Annotated in this window: 14 protein-coding genes and 3 pseudogenes; 8 read left to right on the top strand and 9 right to left on the bottom strand. The window is 55.8% G+C overall.

Annotation, left to right across the window (positions count from 1 at the left end):
• Position 1: 1 nt before the first annotated feature.
• Positions 2-4,438 carry a coiled-coil domain-containing protein gene (locus tag AC5WNJ_RS10520; protein ID WP_495929619.1) on the top strand — a complete coding sequence of 1,479 codons (4,437 nt, stop codon included), beginning with the start codon at positions 2-4 and terminating at the stop codon, positions 4,436-4,438.
• A gap of 13 nt (positions 4,439-4,451) precedes the next feature.
• Positions 4,452-5,495, top strand: coding sequence for a Wadjet anti-phage system protein JetD domain-containing protein (locus tag AC5WNJ_RS10515; protein ID WP_495929618.1), 1,044 nt, complete (start codon positions 4,452-4,454; stop codon positions 5,493-5,495).
• A gap of 70 nt (positions 5,496-5,565) precedes the next feature.
• Here the strand turns inward: AC5WNJ_RS10515 and AC5WNJ_RS10510 are convergent, their stop codons facing one another.
• The 4 genes and pseudogenes from AC5WNJ_RS10510 to AC5WNJ_RS10495 form a co-directional block, all read right to left on the bottom strand.
• The gene (locus AC5WNJ_RS10510) at positions 5,566-5,694 is read right to left on the bottom strand and encodes a hypothetical protein (protein ID WP_141392011.1); all 129 of its coding nucleotides are present in this window, start codon (positions 5,692-5,694) and stop codon (positions 5,566-5,568) included.
• Positions 5,687-6,094 carry a hypothetical protein gene (locus tag AC5WNJ_RS10505; RefSeq protein WP_495929617.1) on the bottom strand — a complete coding sequence of 136 codons (408 nt, stop codon included), beginning with the start codon at positions 6,092-6,094 and terminating at the stop codon, positions 5,687-5,689. The genes AC5WNJ_RS10510 and AC5WNJ_RS10505 overlap by 8 nt, the downstream gene beginning before the upstream one ends.
• A 21-nt stretch (positions 6,095-6,115) precedes the next feature.
• Positions 6,116-6,955, bottom strand: coding sequence for a ParA family protein (locus AC5WNJ_RS10500; RefSeq protein WP_495929616.1), 840 nt, complete (start codon positions 6,953-6,955; stop codon positions 6,116-6,118).
• A 72-nt stretch (positions 6,956-7,027) separates the two neighbouring features.
• Positions 7,028-7,997 (bottom strand): annotated as a pseudogene (locus tag AC5WNJ_RS10495) (DDE-type integrase/transposase/recombinase).
• A 778-nt stretch (positions 7,998-8,775) separates the two neighbouring features.
• Between AC5WNJ_RS10495 and AC5WNJ_RS10490 the strand changes: the two are divergent.
• From AC5WNJ_RS10490 to AC5WNJ_RS10480, 3 genes and pseudogenes are all read left to right on the top strand, one after another.
• A pseudogene (locus AC5WNJ_RS10490) lies at positions 8,776-8,880 on the top strand (transposase); the annotation flags it as partial.
• 73 nt (positions 8,881-8,953) lie between these two features.
• Positions 8,954-10,088 (top strand): annotated as a pseudogene (locus AC5WNJ_RS10485) (IS3 family transposase).
• 71 nt (positions 10,089-10,159) lie between these two features.
• The gene (locus AC5WNJ_RS10480; RefSeq protein ID WP_495931041.1) at positions 10,160-10,477 is read left to right on the top strand and encodes a transposase; all 318 of its coding nucleotides are present in this window, start codon (positions 10,160-10,162) and stop codon (positions 10,475-10,477) included.
• Between the two features lie 523 nt (positions 10,478-11,000).
• Here AC5WNJ_RS10480 and AC5WNJ_RS10475 read toward each other — a convergent pair.
• The 5 genes from AC5WNJ_RS10475 to AC5WNJ_RS10455 form a co-directional block, all read right to left on the bottom strand.
• On the bottom strand, positions 11,001-11,465 hold the full coding sequence (locus AC5WNJ_RS10475; RefSeq protein ID WP_495929615.1) for an RES family NAD+ phosphorylase: 465 nt from the start codon (positions 11,463-11,465) through the stop codon (positions 11,001-11,003).
• Positions 11,462-11,914: an Xre family toxin-antitoxin system antitoxin gene (locus tag AC5WNJ_RS10470; protein WP_284727359.1), complete on the bottom strand. Its 453-nt coding sequence runs from the start codon at positions 11,912-11,914 to the stop codon at positions 11,462-11,464. The genes AC5WNJ_RS10475 and AC5WNJ_RS10470 overlap by 4 nt, the downstream gene beginning before the upstream one ends.
• Before the next feature lie 273 nt (positions 11,915-12,187).
• Complete coding sequence (locus tag AC5WNJ_RS10465; protein WP_284727360.1) at positions 12,188-13,192, bottom strand: methylenetetrahydrofolate reductase; 1,005 nt, start codon at positions 13,190-13,192, stop codon at positions 12,188-12,190.
• Positions 13,189-13,653 carry a methylenetetrahydrofolate reductase C-terminal domain-containing protein gene (locus AC5WNJ_RS10460; RefSeq protein ID WP_284727361.1) on the bottom strand — a complete coding sequence of 155 codons (465 nt, stop codon included), beginning with the start codon at positions 13,651-13,653 and terminating at the stop codon, positions 13,189-13,191. Before AC5WNJ_RS10460 ends, AC5WNJ_RS10465 begins: the two co-directional genes overlap by 4 nt.
• Before the next feature lie 151 nt (positions 13,654-13,804).
• The gene (locus tag AC5WNJ_RS10455) at positions 13,805-14,686 is read right to left on the bottom strand and encodes a LysR family transcriptional regulator (protein ID WP_131432367.1); all 882 of its coding nucleotides are present in this window, start codon (positions 14,684-14,686) and stop codon (positions 13,805-13,807) included.
• 114 nt (positions 14,687-14,800) lie between these two features.
• On the opposite strand from AC5WNJ_RS10455, the gene AC5WNJ_RS10450 reads away from it, so the two are divergent.
• The 3 genes from AC5WNJ_RS10450 (at position 14,801) to AC5WNJ_RS10440 (ending at position 19,014) form a co-directional block, all read left to right on the top strand.
• Complete coding sequence (locus AC5WNJ_RS10450; RefSeq protein ID WP_284727362.1) at positions 14,801-16,267, top strand: aldehyde dehydrogenase family protein; 1,467 nt, start codon at positions 14,801-14,803, stop codon at positions 16,265-16,267.
• 9 nt (positions 16,268-16,276) lie between these two features.
• Complete coding sequence (locus AC5WNJ_RS10445; protein WP_284727363.1) at positions 16,277-17,278, top strand: dipeptidase; 1,002 nt, start codon at positions 16,277-16,279, stop codon at positions 17,276-17,278.
• Between the two features lie 119 nt (positions 17,279-17,397).
• A complete protein-coding gene (locus tag AC5WNJ_RS10440; RefSeq protein ID WP_495929611.1) occupies positions 17,398-19,014 on the top strand; it encodes a BCCT family transporter in 1,617 nt (538 codons plus the stop codon).
• Position 19,015 lies beyond the last annotated feature (1 nt).

Genomic DNA, 19,015 nt, shown 5'->3' with positions numbered 1-19,015 from the left:
CATGTGGCTGATCAAACGGGTTTATATGGATGGTGCGGGCCACGAAGAGGCCTTCTACAAAGACCTTACTCTAAACTACATTGGCATGACTCATGCGGTCGATCAATCTGCTGACTCACCACGCAGCATCTCGGCCAAGAACGTAAAGGCTGTGGCCAGCACCTATCAGCAACTGGTGAACGGTGGCGGCAAGTCCACCTACATCGCATTGCTATTATCAGTCTTTGAGCCGTCTGTCAACGACTTTACCCAGTACCTGGCCAATCGTCGCCAGAGTGAATACCACTACCGCAATTACTTCCATCAGGAGCTGTCTGTCATATTGGTGGAAATGGTCAATGAAGCCGGTCAAACCTTGCTGCTGGGACACGCCCACCAGCGCCGCGGCGATGATGTGGATCGCGTTCTGTTTATCTGTGATACGCCCGACTCCCTGCTGGACACCCCGTTTGACGAAGTGCCGTCATACTCGCGTGCCGAGTACAATCCCGAGCTGCGTCCCTATGCCAACACTCTGCATAGCTTTGAAGGTTGGCTCAATCTCAAGGCGGGTGGCAGCGGCGGTGTACACTGGCGAAAAACCCGAGTGATCAAAGAATGGCGCGCGTTTTTGCTGGAGCAGCGGATCAATATTGATCTCATCAAAACAATGGTCACCTTCAACTCAGAAGAGGGTGGGCTGACCAAGTTCATTGACTATAAAACCGAGCAGGATTTTCTCGGCGCGTTCTTCGCATGCACCATGTCCAAGGACACCACGGAGCAGTTGCGTGATCTGGTGGCGCACGAGGTCGAGCGCCAGGGTGAGCTGGAAGCGATTCGCCGTAACGAGTCCTTCCTGGGGGATGTGCTCGCTAACTGGAAGGCGTTTCTTGAGCCGGCCCGGCTGCTGGAAAGCGCCCAGACGCAGCAACGGCAGATGGATGATGGCTTCCGCGAGGCAATGCGTGATCTCACGGCCTTTATTGAGGATACTCAGACAGAGCAAGCACGGCTCGATGACCAAGCGGAAAGCCTTCGGAAAGAGATTGTCCAAACAACGTCTCACCGCGACATGCAGGGCAGGCGCCAGGCCCTGCTTGAGCACGATCTCGCTCTGCATCAACTCAACGAACAGCAGGCCAAAGTCGCCGCACTTCAAGACGAGGACGACACCTGTCAGCGTCAGCTGCAGATCACACGCACTGCCATTGACTACAAAGCCTATGCGAAGGCTCAAGATGCGTACCACCAAGCGGACGACGACCTGAAGGTTTTCCAAAGCGAAACAGAAAAGCCGCTGCAGGTAATCTTCGAGCGCACCGCTGGCGAAGCGCTGGGTGTGCTGGAGTGGGTGATTAGCGGTCATCGCCAGCAGGAGGCCGAGATCACGGAAGCGTTGACACAGCTCAACAAGGAAAGCGAAGCCCTCAGGCAGTCCTGTGGCAAGCTGCAGAAAAAGCTGGGCAGCCTGGAGTCGGAGAGCAAACAGTGCCGGCTGGACAAGCACAAGGGCGAATCACGAAGGGATGCGCTGTGCGACGAGGGGCTGATCCAGACAGGGGAACCCCCTGCGGCCGCCCAGCATCGACTGGGGTCGGTTTTGCGTGAATCAGAGCAGGCCGAGGCTCAGGCCAAGATCTCTTGTGGTAAGGCAGAGCAGGCACTGGAAGTGCATCAGGAGGTGGTGGGAAAAGCCTCGGTTGCACAAAGCCAAGCACAGCAGGCGTTCACTCACGCAGAGCAAAAGCACCAGGCTGCGGTAGACAGCGCACGGGCTTTGGCCGAGGGCTATCAGGCGCTACCTGCGCCGACCCAGCACGCCCTTGGTCTTGAGGATACCAACTGGCACAGCGCGCAGTGCGGATCGCAGATCGGTGAGGTGCTGGAGACCAACACCCAAACGCTCAATGGGATGAAACAGCGATTGTTGCAAGCCCAGCACGAGTTGAATGAGTTAAAGCTCACGGGCCACGAGCTGGTCACCAAGCAGATCAACCAGGTGCTTGAGGCGTTCTATGCGGCGGGCATTCCTCGGGATAAGCTCTGGGCCTTCCCTCACTACCTGGCCTCTGCCTTCAACGATGATGCGCCGCGTATCGCTGCGGTTATCGATCAAAACCCGGGCCGCTATCTGAGTCTAGTCGCACTGGATGAGGCGACACTCTCTCAAGTCTGCGCGGTCAGTGAGACGCTGACCTGGAAAGGGGGGCCCGTCGCCGTTCATCGCCTGGATGAAGCGCGAGATCTCAGGGGTATGGCACCCGAGTCAGCACAGGTCGTTCTCTCAAACCCAGACAAGCACGGCTACAGCCAGGCCGCCTACGAAGCGCGGCTACTGGAGCTGGAAAGCGACGTGGCGTCACAAAAGGCCTGCGTAGAAACTGCGGAGCGCGCCCTGAAGACATTGGAGTCCTTCAAGAACGAATGGTGCCTACACCACAACCAGCACGGCAGACACTGGTTGAGCCTGATCGAACAGCGTGATCACGCACGCTCAGCACTGGCAAAAGCCAATGCCGCGCTCGAGCAGGCACGCCAACGCGAACAGGACCTACGCGGCGAAAAAGCACAGGCTCAAGCGCGACTCGAAAGAGCCCAACAGCAGCGCAATCAAGCGGAAAAGAAGCATGAAACGCTGACTCATTTTGTTGACACGGAATGGGCGGCGCGCGAAGCAGCGATCCTTAAGCTGGATCAGCTGACAGGGCAGATTCGGCGGGGCGAGGAAACTCTCGCGCGCCAGACTGAGGAGCTGACACAGCAAAGCCAGACAGCGGAGACCAAGCGCGCCGAGCGAACCGGCATCAATATACAGATCAGCCAGTGGATAAGCATGCGCAACGAGCCGTTCTATACGGGGATTACGGCGATCGAGGGTGCCGACGATCGGAGCCCGCAAGGTGCCCATGAGGCGGCCTCTCAGGCGCACAAGAAATTGCTTGAGGCTGCCCAGGGTGATCAGGTCACGGAACTCAAGCAACAGCGGAAAGAGGCTGAGCAGGCGCAACGCGACGCCTTTGATCAGCTATCGACACATACCGCCTACGAGACGCATCCGGATGCGGTCAAAACAGCAGCCATCAGTGATCTGGCGCTGATTAACGACCGCATCGCGCAGCTCGAGACGCAGCACCGGCAATGCGCGCAGCGTCAGATTACGGCGCAGGCCACTCTGCAAAATCTGACCGAGAAATGCGAGGAGGCGCGCGAGGCGTTGGGCGAAGATTTTGTGTGGGAGGAGAAGCCCACCGAGATCGAAGCTATTCGGGCGTCTCTGGTCGAAATCGTCGATAATCTCCATGAAACCAAGCACCAGCTTAGACGCCTGCAGGAGCAACGGACGCTCCAGGCGAAAAAGATCGAGGATGTGAAGGAGCGGCTACAGAGCGCCAAAACAGCGCAGGCGATGATCCAGCCCATCACGCCGACCTCGGCGGCGGGTTTGCCCGCCAAGATCCTGAACATCGCTGAGTATGCCAATTCACTGCGTATCCAATGCCGAACGTACGCGCAGCTGAAAGAAACGCTGAAGCAGCAAGATGTGCGTGTAGCCACGGTCTGGAGTCACTTCCGCAAACGGATCGAAGCAGAGTCGACCAAGGACCCGGACGGTCGTGCCAGCCAAGAATACTTGCGACAGCTGGATTCAATCGCAACCTACCACGAGGTGCTGGGCGATCTGGACCGGGTCGGTACGGGGATCACGCAGGTGTTTGAGGCTGTTCAGGACAGCCTGGAGCAGTTCCAGCGTTCGATTGATCTGACCGTTACCCACCTGACCGCTCATCTGGAAGGGGCGATTAAGCTGCTCAAACGTGCCAAGTCGGTCAGAATCCCGGACGACTGCCCCGTACTGCCCGGTCGGCCTATTGTGAAGCTGACGGACCGATTGAACGATATCACTGCCGACCTCAGGGGCTTTGCCAGCGCCCGCTTGCAACACTGGATCGCCAAGGGCCAGGTGCCCCGCGCACCAAACCGAGACGCCCTGACGGCCGATCTGGTTCAGTCGGTGTTCGGCGAAGGTTCGCTCGAGGTGCGGCTGCTCAAGACGAACGCCAGTCGTCCACAGTGGACCCATATCACCCGGCTGGAGGGATCAGGAGGGCAGCGACTCACATCAGCCTTCCTGCTGTTTGTGACGGTCGGCAAGGTCCGAGAGTACGATACGGGTATTTCGAGCGCGGGCTTCTTGCTGGCCGACAATCCGCTGGGCAAATCGAATGCCGATGATCTGATGCGGATTCAGACACAGATGGCCAAGGCCTACAACATCCAGCTCATCTACTTGACCGGCATTTCTGACGAGAATGCCCAGTCGATGTTTGATAACCACCTCTTCCTGAACAAGGTGCAGAAGCTGAAGCGGCGTGATCTGGTGACCGTTGATAACGACCGCCACGCGTTGTGGGCCGCCTCCCTCGCAGCCAAGCCGCAACCCATAGCCACGTCATAGAAGGAGGAGCGTTATGAACGGTGTGACGCTGTGGCTATCCCGAATGGAGTTGACCGCCAACAAACACCGTCTTGCAGCAGGCAAGGCAGCGCGCACGGCGAAGGCCAAGGCGGTACTTGATGAGGTGTTGAGCACGCATCGGCAGGAGGCCTTGAATCATGACGCTCCCGACCTGCTGGCTCAAGCGATCGTGCAAATGCTCGAGGGCGACTGGCGAGCCCAACCCAAGCGCGAAGCAAGCTGGCAGCCGTACTGGCGAGGACTGCGCCTTCCCAACGTTTTTATTTACGAAGGTGCAGTAGCCTCCGAGACGACGGTGCCAGAAATCGCCTGGCATCCTTGGTTGGCGGAGCGTGTTACAGGGCTGCTCTCGCCGCAGGTCAAGGAGCGTTTACAGCAGCTCAATGCTTACCTGTTTCGTCAAGCCGAGTGCGGCAAGCCGCTTTTTCCGGGCACGCTCGGGCGCCGTGAGCGGGCGCTATTGATCTTTGGTGATGAAAAAGCACTAGACTCCATGCCGCTCGGTGGCTGGAAGCATGTAGCGCTGACCTTGGCCGACCTAGGTGCCATTCGGCGAGCACCGCCGCTACCGTATGAACCATCCAGTCGCAGAGATCTTCCGGCCATCATCGTTGAAAATTCCGATGTGTATTACCGCCTATGCCAAATTAATCGTGAACAAAGACATTGGTCACTGGTGATTTATGGCGCGGGTAACAAGGTGTCAGGCCAAGCCGAGTGCGTGTCACAACTTCTTGAGGCCGAACAGATAAAGCAACTGCTCTATTTTGGTGACCTGGATGTGGCGGGCCTAAAAATTGCCCATCAACTGCGCTGCAAGCTCTTCGATGACTACGGTATCAGTCTGAAACTGGATGAGTGGCTCTATGAGGAGCTGATCCTAAATCGCCTAGTGACACCTGAAGGAAGCGCCAACAACGAGCGGTTTGATTTTGAGTCTCTGTGCGACTGGATGCCACGCTTTGTCGTACGAGAAATGAAGACGCTGATGGCAGCCCACCAGAGACTGCCTCAAGAAGGTGTGACCTACCGTTGAGGCTGTCAAGAGTAAGCGTTCGGGGATCACCACTTGTAGTGGCACAGTGAATCTGGAACTCCTCAACGTTTCATGTGAACTTGGCTTCATCCAGCATGCCTCCTTCGGGGCTACCGATCTGGTAAATCATCGCAATGAAATTGCTTTCGTTTCGGTAGCCGCAAGCCCGAGGCATAACAGCTTGAAGGAGATCATTCATATTTTCCAGATATGCGTTGGTTAGATCCTGGTCGGCATGTCTTCTTCAGTTTGTTTGAGGGCCCATACCCTGGATTATTTTTGGTAGCTGATTCTGCACTTGGTGTCGAAGAGTCTTTTCTTAGTTGCTTTATTTCATAATTAAAGTTATCTACACCATCAATGAATTTTTTAATATTATCATAGAGTTCTCGAACATCTTCCGTAGTATATTTGTTCTTTTCACTATTGCCTCCAAAAATAGTACAGGCTTTATTAAGTAATTCTGATTTACATTTATAGACGAACTCATAGCTAACGTTATACATAGAAGATATTTCTTCTATGGAATGTTTTTCTAACGCTAATAAAGCAATATCTGCTTTAAATGCGGCGCTGTATTTTTCAAATTCGTTTCTCATGATCTTTTGCATCTATTTAGTTTAATTTCTATTTTTGTAGGATTCCATTGTCTTGATTCTAACAGTCAATTCTTTGACAAAACGGTCTATGTTTTTTCTGGCAATGTGGCTGTTAGTGATTTTGTTAAGAGGCTGCCTGGTATGTAATGATTTTTTTATTGATTTACTAAGTTTAATGTTGTTTGTGAATGAGTAGTAACCGCGCTCTTTCAATGGTTGTGCTAATTTTTCTATATCATCACCTAGAGATTTCTGATAACCTACGAAAACTGTACCAAGGGATGTTGCAGACTTTTCGTATTGAGAACTTATGTCTTTTATAAACCCCTCTGTGTTAATAGCGCCCTGTATAGAAAATATATCCTGGGTGGCAGGAATCAGAACATAGTCTGCCATTATAATTGCTGCTTTATATTTGTTCTTTGGCCTGGCCTTAGTGTCGATTAGAATATAGTCATAGTCACCTTTTTCTGCTAACTCACGTATTCTTTTGTAGCCTAAAGTAACGTCATGAGGCTGATTATCGTTAGTAATTATGCTCGCATTCGGTGATCCTGATATTAGGTCAATGTTCGAGTTATATGTTTTTATTGTCGGTAGCCTATCATCTTTTTCTAAAAGAATTTCTATGGCATTATCTTTCGCTAAATCAGTCCACATTTCTTTAAAACTATCGTATTTTTCTAAGAATAGAAAGCTCAAACAGCAAAGCTGATCAAGATCAACACACAATACACGTTGAGGATCGCGACCGTTTCCATCAATATATGAAAGTTCTGAAAGCCTTTGAGCCATCAGCCAACAAATCGTTGTTTTCCCAACTCCACCTTTTTCATTTGCTATCGCGATTATATGTGTCATTTTAACTCCTTGGTTAATTTTCATATTGAATTGCTGTGGGTTCGTTTAGCACATATAGCTGTCGGGTTCCGTCTAATTGATTACAGCCCGAGTAAACAGCTCCGATCGTTCAGCCTGCCACTCCTTCATTACTTCAACAGGTGTCCTGTGGTGTAGTGATTTCTGGGGGATATGGTGATTGTATAACCAGTAATACCGCTCGAGAGTCTGTTCTAAATCCTCTTGAGTTATTGCGCAGAATCTGCAGAACATCGCTGATACGCCCATTGAAGTGCTTCACCATTTCATTCGTTTGGGCCCTGCGCGGCTTGATCAATCGATGTTCTATTCCATGGCTCTGACATTCCTGACCGAATAGGTGATGCCCACGGGGCTTACGATCGCCACCCACGGTGAAGTAATTGGTAAAGGATTTACCATTATCCGTGAGTACGGCTTGAATAGTGAAGGGAGCCCTCTCTTCCACGCATCTCATGAATACACGAGCCTCTTTTGTAGATTGACTAGATCTGACCTCCAGATACACCCACCGAGTGGCACGATCAATCGCGATGTAGAGATAACGCTTCTGATCTCCATCAAGCCTTTGGGGCAAGTGCTTGATATCAATGTGCACATATCCGGGTTCATAATCCATGAAAGGCCGGTGCTTGGGCTTTTCGTTCTGTTCCGCGTCTTGACGCGCCAGCTGGGCAAGAGTCGGTACATCACGTCGTTTGAGCATACGCTGGAGCGCGGAACGTGACAGATTGAGATTCAGGGATTCACGAGTAACAACAAGTAGATCATCGAGTCCCAGCCGTAGTAGTGCCCGAGCGGCGATGACTATCTCTTCTTGTTCTGAGGTCAGAGTCGGCAGTAGGTTATGACGTGTTTTGGGACGATTAAGGACATCATCACGATGACGCCAGCGCTGGGTAGATGAGACGCTGACCCCAAACTGACGAGCATGATATTTTTTGGACATACCAGCAGGAGCTATTTGGGTGTCGGCAAGAATTTCCGGTGCCGTCGTCGCTTGCTTATGCAGCTTGATGTCCATAAAGCCTTTCCTGAATAAATTGCATGATGAGCTCACGTAAGGCCAGAAAGGATGTCCTCGTTGCGAAACCCGATCATCCGACCTCTGCAGATAGAAAACTTTTAGCACAGTCTTTTTGAACAAACAAATTGCTTTTAGAGGTGTGATCAGGAAAAAAATAGTGTTTAGAGAGATTTGTAAAGTTATTTTCAGCTTCGAATAAAGTGCACAAAATCAATGTATTTTTTGAGAATTAGCTGATTTTTTATTTTCTTTGAGTATATTTGTTGCCATGAGATAGATTGTGTTGATAGAAATTTTTTCTTCTATATTGTCTTTAATTTTCTTTAGAACTACGAGGAAATAGTTGTGTTTTTTGTCTTCTTATTGTTTAAAGAAGTAAGATTTTTTCGCCAAATGTTTTCTATCTATTTGAATTTACATTATTTTTATTTTTTCAAAAAAGCAGAGTTTTTCTAATATATTTTTCATATTTTTCTAATTTAATACTTTCTTATTTATCCTTTTGCTGTTTTTTGGCCAGGTAATTTTATGTTTCTCGCTTTAGTTCAAGATATTTGGGCTATTTCTATTATATGATATTTTCATGATGTTGTGCCTTTTTTAATACTTTGGTATATAGTCCCTCAAGCGTCACTAAACCGGGCATCAGAAAGAAGCGTTCAGCGACGAAGTCCGATTTGTAAAGAATTGTTTCCTGAGAAGTGTAGTGGCACAGTGAATCTGGCCACCTGACTTTGAGTGTATGATGGCTCACAGAGACAATCAGGTGCAGATGATGACGAAGAAGAGAACGTTTAGCCCGGAATTTCGCTTGGAAGCGGCCCAGCTCGTGGTCGACCAGGGCTACACGCTGAAGGCGGCGTGTGAGGCCATGGGGTTGGCAAATCTGAAGTGGACCCCAGAATTCGGACCAAGCGCTAAGCTCTGATCATACCGACCAGGAGAGCTTGATCATGAGCAGGAAACGTCGACAGTACAGCAGTGAGTTCAAAGCCAAGGTAGCCCTTACCGCCCTCAAGGAGGAACAGACCACGTCAGAGATTGCGGCCCGCTTCGAGATCCACCCAACCATGGTGAGTCAGTGGAAGCGCGACCTGCTGGACAACGCCACCGGCGTCTTCGAGGGCAAAAGTTCCAGTAAAACCGCCCAGAAGACCCAGGAGGAGATCGATACGCTCTATCGCGAGATCGGCAAGCTGACGGTGGAACGGGATTTTTTGTCACGCAGGCTCGATCGTTGAGTCGGGCCCAGCGCCTGACAATGGTCGAGCCGCAAGCGCCCGGCATCAGCCTCCGACGTCAATGCCAGCTACTCGGTATCAGTCGCTCCTCGATGTACTATTAACGCAAGGCACTACGGGCCTATGATCTGGAGTTAATGCGTCTGATCGACGCGGAACATCTGCGCACACCGGTCTATGGCTCACGAAGGATGTCAGCCTATCTCAATCGCTTGGGCACGCAGTGAGCCGCAAGCGCGTCCAGCGATTGATGCGCGGGATGGGGCTACAGGCTATTTATCCGAAGCCATGCACCAGTCGGCCAGGCACGGGACATCGGATCTATCCTGACTTGCTGCGAGGGCGAGTCATCGACCGTCCCAATCAGGTATGGGCGACTGATATCACCTATATTCCTTTGGCGCGCGGGTTCATGTACCTGGTGGCCATCATGGACTGGCACAGCCGTCGCGTGTTGGCCTGGCGGGTCTCCAACACCCTGGATACAGACTTCTGTCTCGATGCTTTGGAGGAAGCCCTGGCGTGCTATGGAAAGCCCGAGATATTCAATACAGATCAAGGCTGTCAGTTCACCAGCCAGTCGTTCACCGAAGTTCTAGAAGCCCATGATGTCCGGATCAGCATGGACGGCAAGGGATGCTATCAGGACAACATATTCGTGGAACGACTCTGGCGCAGTGTGAAGTATGAGTGCGCTTACCTGAAGGCTTTCGAGAGCGGCGCCCACTTGCGAAGGGATCTGAAGCGTTACTTCGCTTGGTACAACACGGAGCGGCCCCACCAAGGGCTAGACGATGCTACACCTGATGAAGTGTACTTCTCTCAACCACTGACCCAGGCGGCCTGACGCCGATGATGACCTGATCCGAGCTTAGACGACCCGTCAGGTGGTCCAAAGGATGGGGTCCACTTCAGTGGATTCGTCGCGCACCGACAGCGCGCGGGGCTCGTTGGCGCATCACGAATTACCTCAAGGTCATGCAAGAGGCTGTCGCGGGCCACACGCTTCTCAAGCCAATGGCTAGTGCACTCAATACGTTGGAGCGACATGCCGACCAGGTTGTGAGGCGCTGGTACTCAGGCCTGACGAACGCACGTCTGGAAGGCATGAATGGCCTCTTTCAGGCTGCCAGATCTCGCGCTCGCGGCTATCGAAACGAAAGCAATTTCATCGCGATGATCTACCTGATCGGCAGCCCCGTGGGGCGCATGCTGGATGAGGCAAAATCCACATGAAACGTCGAAGAGCCCATTTTTGAAACCCGATCATTCGGCCTCGGCGACGGCGATAATGGGTGTGTGGGTTACTATGCCCCAATCCTTAAACTCTACGCCACGCAGCGCGATAGACGGGTGCTCGGGGTCCCCCGACAGCAACGCCGCTGGCCATGCCATTGGCCCACCATGCTGTCGCCCTTGGCTCGACAGAAGTCGCTGGCGCTGAGGTGAGAGATCAGGTGTTCGGTGAGGCCCAGGACGTGATCAAGTTCCGCATCCGCGTGGATGGAAAACCCGGCCCGAACCTCCCCAGCCATCAACGGCAGGGTATAGCAAGAATCGCTATCCGACTGCCCCAGTGTTTCGACTCCGCAAGAGGTAGCGTCATCATGTTGGAAGGGCAACGTCTTTCTCTCGATTGCTGTGCAGGCAGACAGTGTCAGAGGGGTGAAGGAGCGAGGTAATAGCGCTCCTGAGAGAAAGAAAGGGCAACACACGGCTTTCCCGGTCTAAGGGAAGCGCTGACACTGAGGAGCGGGCGTTACAGGCGACGATCTGGAGTGAATTCGACCTCTTCGGCACTCTGGGCCAGCGCCAGAAAAGCGGGGTGCTCTGGATTAACGAGGTAGTTCGTTTCTCGGGGCGCGACCACACTCGGAACCGCCAGAACTAGGCTCGACTGTCCCTCAAGCCAGTCGTCACCGATCTCGGCTGTGGAGGGTGGCGCCGGCTCAGCTCGCCAATCTGCTGGCAGAACGTCCTCCGGGAGCTGCATTAGCACCTCCTCTCGGAATGTCGCCTCCAGGAGCGCATACTCCTTCAGCAGTTGATTGTCTTCCAGGTGAACCATCACCTCGAGCATGGCCAATGACTCTGTACTCGCGAGGTACACACAGGCCTTACCTTTGCTGTTCCAGCGCCCGCCGTACAGCCAAGCCCCTTCCCCATCAAAGGCTGTCTTTAGCCACTTCCGCTTAACGAGCCGATAACCGCGCACCACAGTCATGCAAAGACGCCATGCTCAAGCCGGCCGATCAGATCTAGAACGGCTTCGGCGCCAGCAGTGGTAGCCACCATCTCGACCGGTCGACGGCCCCCCAGCCCACGCACGGGGCTGAGCAACCATTCTTTCGCCTTCGCCTTGTCGCCTTCGAACAGGTCCATCGCGCTCTTGTACACCTCAGCGAAACGGTAAAGCCGATCGCCCTCGGCAGGTTTGAAGTAGCCAGTATCGGCACGACGCTTCAGGGTTGCCGGAGGAATGACCACATACCGTGCCAACTCCTTGCTCTCAAGCCCGGAGATCTCAGTGAGCTTGGTATAGACTTTGTACGAGATGCCGGCACTCAGCGCTTCATGCAGCTTGGCTCCACGCGAGGGAAGACCCAGAGCTCTCCAGAAACCGTCCTTCCGAGCGGCTGGTTTTGGGCGATACTCTTTGATAGTGGCTTGCATAGCTCTCTCCCGTGACTTCACCTGATACCTCTTCAGGGTATCAGATGATTCATTTGCCAGTATCTCGTACCGTTTGTCGGCTTCCTGAGGTAGTACCGGCCCTAGGCCAAACCTGAACCGGCATCAGACAGAAGAATACAAACGCCGCCACCGGCCTCGCCAACGCCCGCGTGATATCGGCAAGAGTGCCCGAGTGGATATCAATCTCGTTGTTGGTCATCACTCTGTCGTTGCTTCCTGAAGTGTGACGCTATCAGTCAGAGGCTAGCGGGTTTACGGATAAGGGGTTGGGCGAGGTTCGGGTGTCCATGGCATGCGCGCCCCTAGAATGCCCGCGCGCTGGATGATCTCGGGCACGAAGGCTTCCTGACGATGCGCCATGATATGTACGCCGCTCACACCTTCTATCTCACGTAACTGCTGGATCATCTCGATGCAGATATCCCGGCCCTCCGCCTTCTGATCCATGGCCCCTTTCAAGCGCTTGAGTACGTCATCCGGGATATGCACACCAGGAACATGGCGGCGCATCCACTCGGCGGTGCGTGCCGAGGCCAGCGGGCCGACGCCGGGCAGGATGAAGCATTTCTCCAGCAGCCCCAGATCACGGGCACGATGCATGAAGTCCTGAAAGCGCGGCAGGTCGAAACAGTACTGTGTCTGGATGAATTGGGCGCCGGCGGCAATCTTCTTGGCCAGGCGGTGAGGGCGAAACGCGAAGGGCGGGGCGAAGGGATTGGCGGCTGCGCCGAGAAATACCTGGGGCGCTGAGGTCAGTGCTCGGCCGCTGGCGAAGGCGTGCTTGTCACGCAGTCCGGCGACGATTTCCAGCAGCGACAGGGAGTCGAGGTCGAACACCGGCTTGGCCTCGGGGTGATCCCCGACCTGCACGCCATCTCCGGTCAGACACAGCAGGTTGCGGATGCCCAGCGCCGCGGCCCCCAGCACATCGCCCTGGATGGCGATGCGGTTTCTGTCACGACACGAGATCTGCATCACCGTCTCATGGCCTTCGCGGGCCAGCAGGGCACACATCGCCACGCTCGACATATGGCAGTTGGCACCCGAGCCATCGGTGGCGTTCATGGCATCCACATGGCCGGCAAATAGCTGCGCGCGCGCATGCACCTCCTGTGGATCGGCCGAGTCGGGCGGCGCCAGCTCGGCGGTGACGGCAAACTGACCGCTGCGAAGTACTCGCTCCAGGCGACCGACGTTGCCAGCGTCCTCAGCAGGTGGCAGTTGGGTGTTGTCGGGGATAGTGAGTCTGGAAGTCATTTCAGGCTCTCTCGGCGTTCAGCGGCTAGCCGGGCCACGCGCAACCAGGATGAGGTGCCCTGCAGGAGATGGTCCACCGGCAACTGCACGATCTGGATCGCATCGCTGTTCTTCATCCGCTGGCTGCCTTCCCAGGCTTCCACCCACACGCAGCGCGTGTCCGGTTCGACTTCACAGTTGCCATTCTGCATGACACCGCCGCAGGGGCCGTTGCGCAGGTGCTTGGGGCAGTTCATTGAGCAGGACATGCCGGTCGAACTCAGAATGCACTGGCCACACATCTGGCAATCAAACAGCAAGCCCTTGCAGGCTTGCTCCAGTCTGGCGACGGGCTTCTCGGCGCGTGCGTAACCGACGGACTTCCACAGCGGCTGCAGTTTGATGATCACCGGCTCGACGGCCTGATAGGTGAGCTCCAGCAATCGCGCGTGACGTGCGGCCCACAGACGAATCGAATACACGCATGCCTCCTGTCAAAACCTGGCGGGGGTAACGCCCTGGGCGTTCGGAGCGCTATCTTCGCATGGCCGCCACCCGGGCCGACATCCCGTGGGCGACAGCGTCACTATCGAAAGGCGCAGGATAAGGCGCAGGCGACGGGCCATGAAGGACTCATTGTTCGGCGCCGAGGCTTTCAATGATGAAGCTCTCCATGGCCTGCGCCGCCGGCGACAAGCTGGCGCCCTTGCGGCGAATCAGGCCCACTTCGCGACTGACCCGCGGTTCAGCGAGCTCAATGAACCGCAGGCGCTCATATTCCTGCGGAAATGCCAGGCGGGGCAGCGTCGTGACCCCCATCCCGGCGACCAGCGTGGCTGTCAGCGAAATCATGTTGGAGATATACAAGGCATGCATTTCGAGCAGTGACTCGGCCGCCGTGCCCTGCAACAGCCGCGAGGTGCCATTGCCGATCAGGGATTCTGTCTCCAGTGCTTGCCATGTCAGAGTCTGGCGCTCGGCCAGGGGGTGATCGTCACGGCAGACCACGCCGACTTCGTCATGGAACAAGGGATGAAAGAGCAGTTCTTCCTCCAATCCCCACAGGCTGGTGATGCCGATGTCGACCTGACCGCTGATGACCTGCTCGCGGACAAAATCGGCGTTTCCATCGTGGAGGCCGACCTTGATCCCCGGATAGCGACTGACGAACTCGGAGAGCAGTTTCGGCATCAGTCGGCTGGCCACTGACGGCACCACTGCCATGTCCAGTTGGCCTGCCTCCTTGGCGGCGCGCGCCTGTAGTTCCCGGCTCAGACGATCATGCTGATTGATCAGCTCCCGAAAGCGCGGCACGCAGTAGCTGCCATAGGGGGTCAGGGTCGCCTTGGCACCCTTCTCGAACAGCGCCTCCCCCAGGCGGTTTTCCAGCTCGCGGATGGCCATCGACAGGGCTGGCTGCGTGCGATGCAGATAACGAGAGGCAGCGTGAAAACCACCGTGATCCACCACTGCCAGGACATAGCGCAGCGGCGTGATCTTCAGCTCTGCGACCATCGCGTCGATCCTCTTCAAAGTGGTAAGGGAAATTTATCATAGGGTATTTATTATTGATTATCTTTATCCCTCTGGTCCTCCTAGTCTGTTGTCACCGCGTTCAAGGAGGTTCACATGTCACACCACACCACTACCGCCACTCACGCCGCTGCTCACGATCTCTACATCGATGGTCAGTGGGTCGCAGGTCAGGGCAGCATCGCCAATCTCAATCCGTCCGATACCCGTGATGTCATCGGCCAATATGCGCAGGCCAGTGTCGATCAGGTTGCCGATGCCATCCAGGCGGCCAAGCGTGGCCAGGCACAATGGGCCCAGTCGGGTCTCGAGCAACGTTATTCCGTGTTGATGGCCATCGGCGATGAGCTGATCGCCCGCAAGGCGGAGTTGGGTGAGCTGTTGGCACGTGAGGAGGGCAAGACCCTGGCGGAGGGAGTGGGTGAGGTACATCGCTCCGGGCAGTTCTTCCATTACTACGGCGCTGAAGTGCTGCGCCAGATTGATGAGCGCGCAGACTCGGTGCGTCCTGGCGTTGAGGTCGAGGTCCGTCGGGAACCCGTCGGTGTCGTCGGTGTGATCAGCCCCTGGAATTTCCCGATGGCGACAGCGGTCTGGAAGATTGCGCCTGCGCTGGCCTTCGGCAACTCGGTCGTCTTCAAGCCGGCCAATCTGGTCCCTGCGAGCGCATGGGCGCTGACCGAAATCATTCATCGCCAGTCACTCCCGGCAGGCACTTTCAATTTGGTGATGGGCCCGGGCAGCAGCATCGGGGATGAACTGATCTCCAGCCCTGACATTCATGCCCTGTCCTTCACCGGCTCTCTGGAAGTGGGACGTCGAGTGGCGGCGGCCACTGCCGCCAATCTGGTCAAGTGCCAGCTGGAAATGGGCTCCAAGAACGCCCTGATCATCGCCGATGATGCCGACATGGAGCTGGCCGTCGAGGCAGCCTTCAATGGTGCCTACTCAGGCACTGGGCAGAAATGCACGGCATCTTCGCGGCTGATCGTGATGGAATCAGTCCATGACGAGTTCGTGGAAAAGCTGACTCAGCGCCTGTCTCAGGTACGCGTCGGCCACGCATTGGAAGAGGGCGTGCACATGGGGCCTGCAGTCGATGCCAAGCAGCTCGAGTCCAACCTGTCCTGGGTACAGCGCGCGCAGCAAGAGGGCGCAACGTTGGTCTGCGGCGGCGAGCGTGTGGAGTGCGCTACCGACGGCTACTTCATGAGCCCGGCGCTGCTGGTAAATACCAGCAACGACATGGCCATCAATCGCGAGGAGATCTTCGGTCCCATCGCCTGTGTCATCAAGGTGAGCGACGCAGAAGAGGCCATCAATGTGCTCAATGACACGCACTTCGGGCTCACGGCGGGCATCATCACCAACTCCCTGAAACTGGCCAGCAGCTTCAAGGCGCGTGCCGAGACTGGCTGCGTGATGGTCAATCTGCCGACTGCGGGGACGGATTACCACGTGCCCTTCGGCGGACGTAAGGCCTCAAGCTTCGGGCCTCGTGAGCAGGGGCGATATGCGCGCGAGTTCTACACCGTCGTGAAGACCTGCTACATCAAGGCGTGAGGAGGCCCCATGTCAAAGACAATGCTGACGATCGATGGCCTGCAGTATTCCAACTGGTCACGCGAGATATTTGAACAGATGCGTGAAGGCGGGCTGGACGCCGTACATGCCACCCTCGTGTACCACGAGACGACGCGAGAGACGTTGTCGCGTCTTGGCGAGTGGAATCGTCGTTTCGAGGCCTGGCCTGATCTGATCATGCCCGTGCATGTGCCGCAGGACATCGCGGTTGCTCAGGCCAGTGGGCGTGTCGGCATCATCTTGGGGGCGCAGAACTGCTCCCCCATCGAGGACGATATCGACATGGTCGAGGTGATGCGTGACCTCGGGTTGATGATCATGCAGCTGACCTACAACAACCAGAGTCTGCTGGCCTGCGGGTGTTATGAGGCGGAAGACAGCGGGATCACACGCTTCGGACGCCAGGTGATCCGTGAGATGAATCGCGTCGGCATGGTCATCGACATGTCACACAGCGCAGAGCGCTCCACGCTCGAGGCGATCGAGATATCCGAGCGCCCCGTGATCATTTCCCACGCCAACCCGGAAAGCTTCCATCCGGCAAAGCGCAACAAGTCCGACAAGGTGCTCAAGGCCATCGCGGAGAGTGATGGGCTGTTGGGGTTCTCGGCGTATCCCTTCCATCTGCGCAATGGCTCCGACTGTACCCTGACCGAATACTGCGAAATGATCGCCAGAACCGCAGACCTGATGGGCATCGAGCACCTGGGGATCGGCACCGACCTGTGCCAGAACCAACCGGTGTCTATTCTGGAGTGGATGCGCAATGGCCGCTGGTCCAAGGATATGGATTACGGTGAAGGCAGTGCCAGCAACGCTGACTGGCCGCGCCCGCTGTCCTGGCTACGAGACAGTCGTGACTTCCCCAACCTGATTGCTGGTTTGCGCAAGGTCGGCATGTCCGAGGACGATGTGGCCGGCATCATGGGCAAGAACTGGGTCGCGCTCCTCGAGCGCGCCGCGACCCGTCAGGAGACCGCGCCTGCCTGATCGCCGTTACGCTATGCCATGGCACCTGTGCCGAGCCAGGAATCCTCAGGGTATCGCTCGGCAACCAACAACCATAATAAATGCCTGCCAATGACGAGAGCTCGTCAGAGGAATGCCACATGACTTCATCTCGCAAGACCACGACGTCCGCCACGTCGGATGCGTTACCGGAAGGTCAGTACCGCTTTGGTGACCCTGTCGTTCTGACCTGCAGCATCGGCTTCATACTGCTGTTTGTCGGTCTGTCCCTGTTTGATCTTGAAGGGGTCGCGCAAGCCATCAGTGCCGGCTTTGCCTGGACCGCTAGAACACTGGGCAGCTACTTCCAGATTCTGTTGCTGCTCACCTTCTTCATTGCCCTGGGGCTGACCGCAACGCCTGCGGCCAGTGCCCGTATCGGTGGCACGCGAACGCCTGAGCTATCCACCTTCAAGTGGGTGTCGATCATCATGTGCACCTTGCTGGCGGGAGGCGGGGTCTTCTTCGCTGCCGGCGAACCGGTGTACCACTTCCTGGTGACGCCGCCTGCCTTTGATACCGAGCCGGGCACTGCGAACGCCATCGCGCCTGCACTGGCGCAATCCTTCATGCACTGGGGCTTTCTTGCCTGGGCCATTCTGGGCAGCTTGACTGCCATCGTGCTGGCGCATGCCCATTACGACAAGGGTCAGCCTCTGCAGCCGAGAACGCTGCTGTATCCCGTGTTCGGCGAGAAGATCATGAAGGGCAAGCTGGGCGGGGTGGTGGATGCCATGTGCGTCATCGCCGTGGTGGCAGGAACGGTGGGCCCCATCGGTTTTCTGGCCACCCAGGTCAGCTTCGGCCTGCATGAACTCTTTGGCGTGACCAATGACTATTCGACGCAGCTGAGCGTGCTGGTAGTGCTCGGGGTGATCTATGTCACCTCGGCCGTGACCGGCATCGACAAGGGCATCCAGATCATGTCGCGCTTCAACGTCTTCCTGGCGCTAGGCGTGGCGGCGGTAATCTTCGTCTTCGGACCGACCCTATTCATGGTCAATGCCTTCACTCAGGGCTTTGGCGAGTATCTGAGCTCGTTCTTCACCATGTCGACCATGACGGCCCAGAGTGCGCCGGATTGGTGGATGCAGTGGTGGACCGTGTTCTTCTTTGCCTGGTTCCTCGGCTATGGGCCGCTGATGGCCATCTTCGTGGCACGTATTTCCAAGGGCAGGACGATTCGTCAGATGATTCTGACCGTCGCCGTATTGGCGCCATTGGCCACGGCCATCTGGTTCACGCTGTTGGGTGGCGCGGGCATCTTCTATCAGTTCACCGGCGTGATCGACCTCACCGAAGCGCTCAACAATTTCCAGTTCGATGTCGCGACCCTCACCGTGGCGCAGGCATTGCCCGGCGGGACTGCAATGGCAGCTGCCATCCTGACGCTGACCACCATCTTCGTCGCCACCACCGGTGACTCGATGAGCTATGCGATCGCCGTCGTCAGTGCTGGGCACGATGACCCCAGCCCGCTGGTGCGTGCCTTCTGGGGCATCAGCATGGCGTTGATGGCTGCGATACTCCTCTATATGGGGGCCGGTCAGATCAGTGCGCTTCAGCAGTTCATCGTCATCACGGCCATCCCCGTCTCGTTGGTGCTGCTGCCCTCCTTGTGGACAGGACCTCAATCAGCCTTCGCGATGGCACGTGCGCAGGGAATCACCAGCCAGCGGCCCGCCATGCCGGCCCCGGAAGACGCAGGAGAGCGTTGAT

It is taken from the genome of Cobetia sp. PDI-23MA, assembly GCF_059507735.1.
This window is presented reverse-complemented; position numbering and strand designations above follow the sequence as displayed.

Bases quoted from the DNA above. Each gene is read 5' to 3' on its own strand.
- AC5WNJ_RS10520 (WP_495929619.1), top strand. From the start codon at position 2: ATGTGGCTGATCAAACGGGTTTATATGGATGGTGCGGGCCACGAAGAG.
- AC5WNJ_RS10505 (WP_495929617.1), bottom strand. From the start codon at position 6,094: ATGAGAAACGAATTTGAAAAATACAGCGCCGCATTTAAAGCAGATATT.
- AC5WNJ_RS10440 (WP_495929611.1), top strand. From the start codon at position 17,398: ATGACTTCATCTCGCAAGACCACGACGTCCGCCACGTCGGATGCGTTA.
- AC5WNJ_RS10450 (WP_284727362.1), top strand. From the start codon at position 14,801: ATGTCACACCACACCACTACCGCCACTCACGCCGCTGCTCACGATCTC.
- AC5WNJ_RS10465 (WP_284727360.1), bottom strand. From the start codon at position 13,192: ATGACTTCCAGACTCACTATCCCCGACAACACCCAACTGCCACCTGCT.
- AC5WNJ_RS10475 (WP_495929615.1), bottom strand. From the start codon at position 11,465: ATGACTGTGGTGCGCGGTTATCGGCTCGTTAAGCGGAAGTGGCTAAAG.
- AC5WNJ_RS10510 (WP_141392011.1), bottom strand. From the start codon at position 5,694: ATGAATGATCTCCTTCAAGCTGTTATGCCTCGGGCTTGCGGCTACCGA.
- AC5WNJ_RS10515 (WP_495929618.1), top strand. From the start codon at position 4,452: ATGAACGGTGTGACGCTGTGGCTATCCCGAATGGAGTTGACCGCCAAC.
- AC5WNJ_RS10445 (WP_284727363.1), top strand. From the start codon at position 16,277: ATGTCAAAGACAATGCTGACGATCGATGGCCTGCAGTATTCCAACTGG.
- AC5WNJ_RS10500 (WP_495929616.1), bottom strand. From the start codon at position 6,955: ATGACACATATAATCGCGATAGCAAATGAAAAAGGTGGAGTTGGGAAA.
- AC5WNJ_RS10455 (WP_131432367.1), bottom strand. From the start codon at position 14,686: ATGGTCGCAGAGCTGAAGATCACGCCGCTGCGCTATGTCCTGGCAGTG.
- AC5WNJ_RS10470 (WP_284727359.1), bottom strand. From the start codon at position 11,914: ATGCAAGCCACTATCAAAGAGTATCGCCCAAAACCAGCCGCTCGGAAG.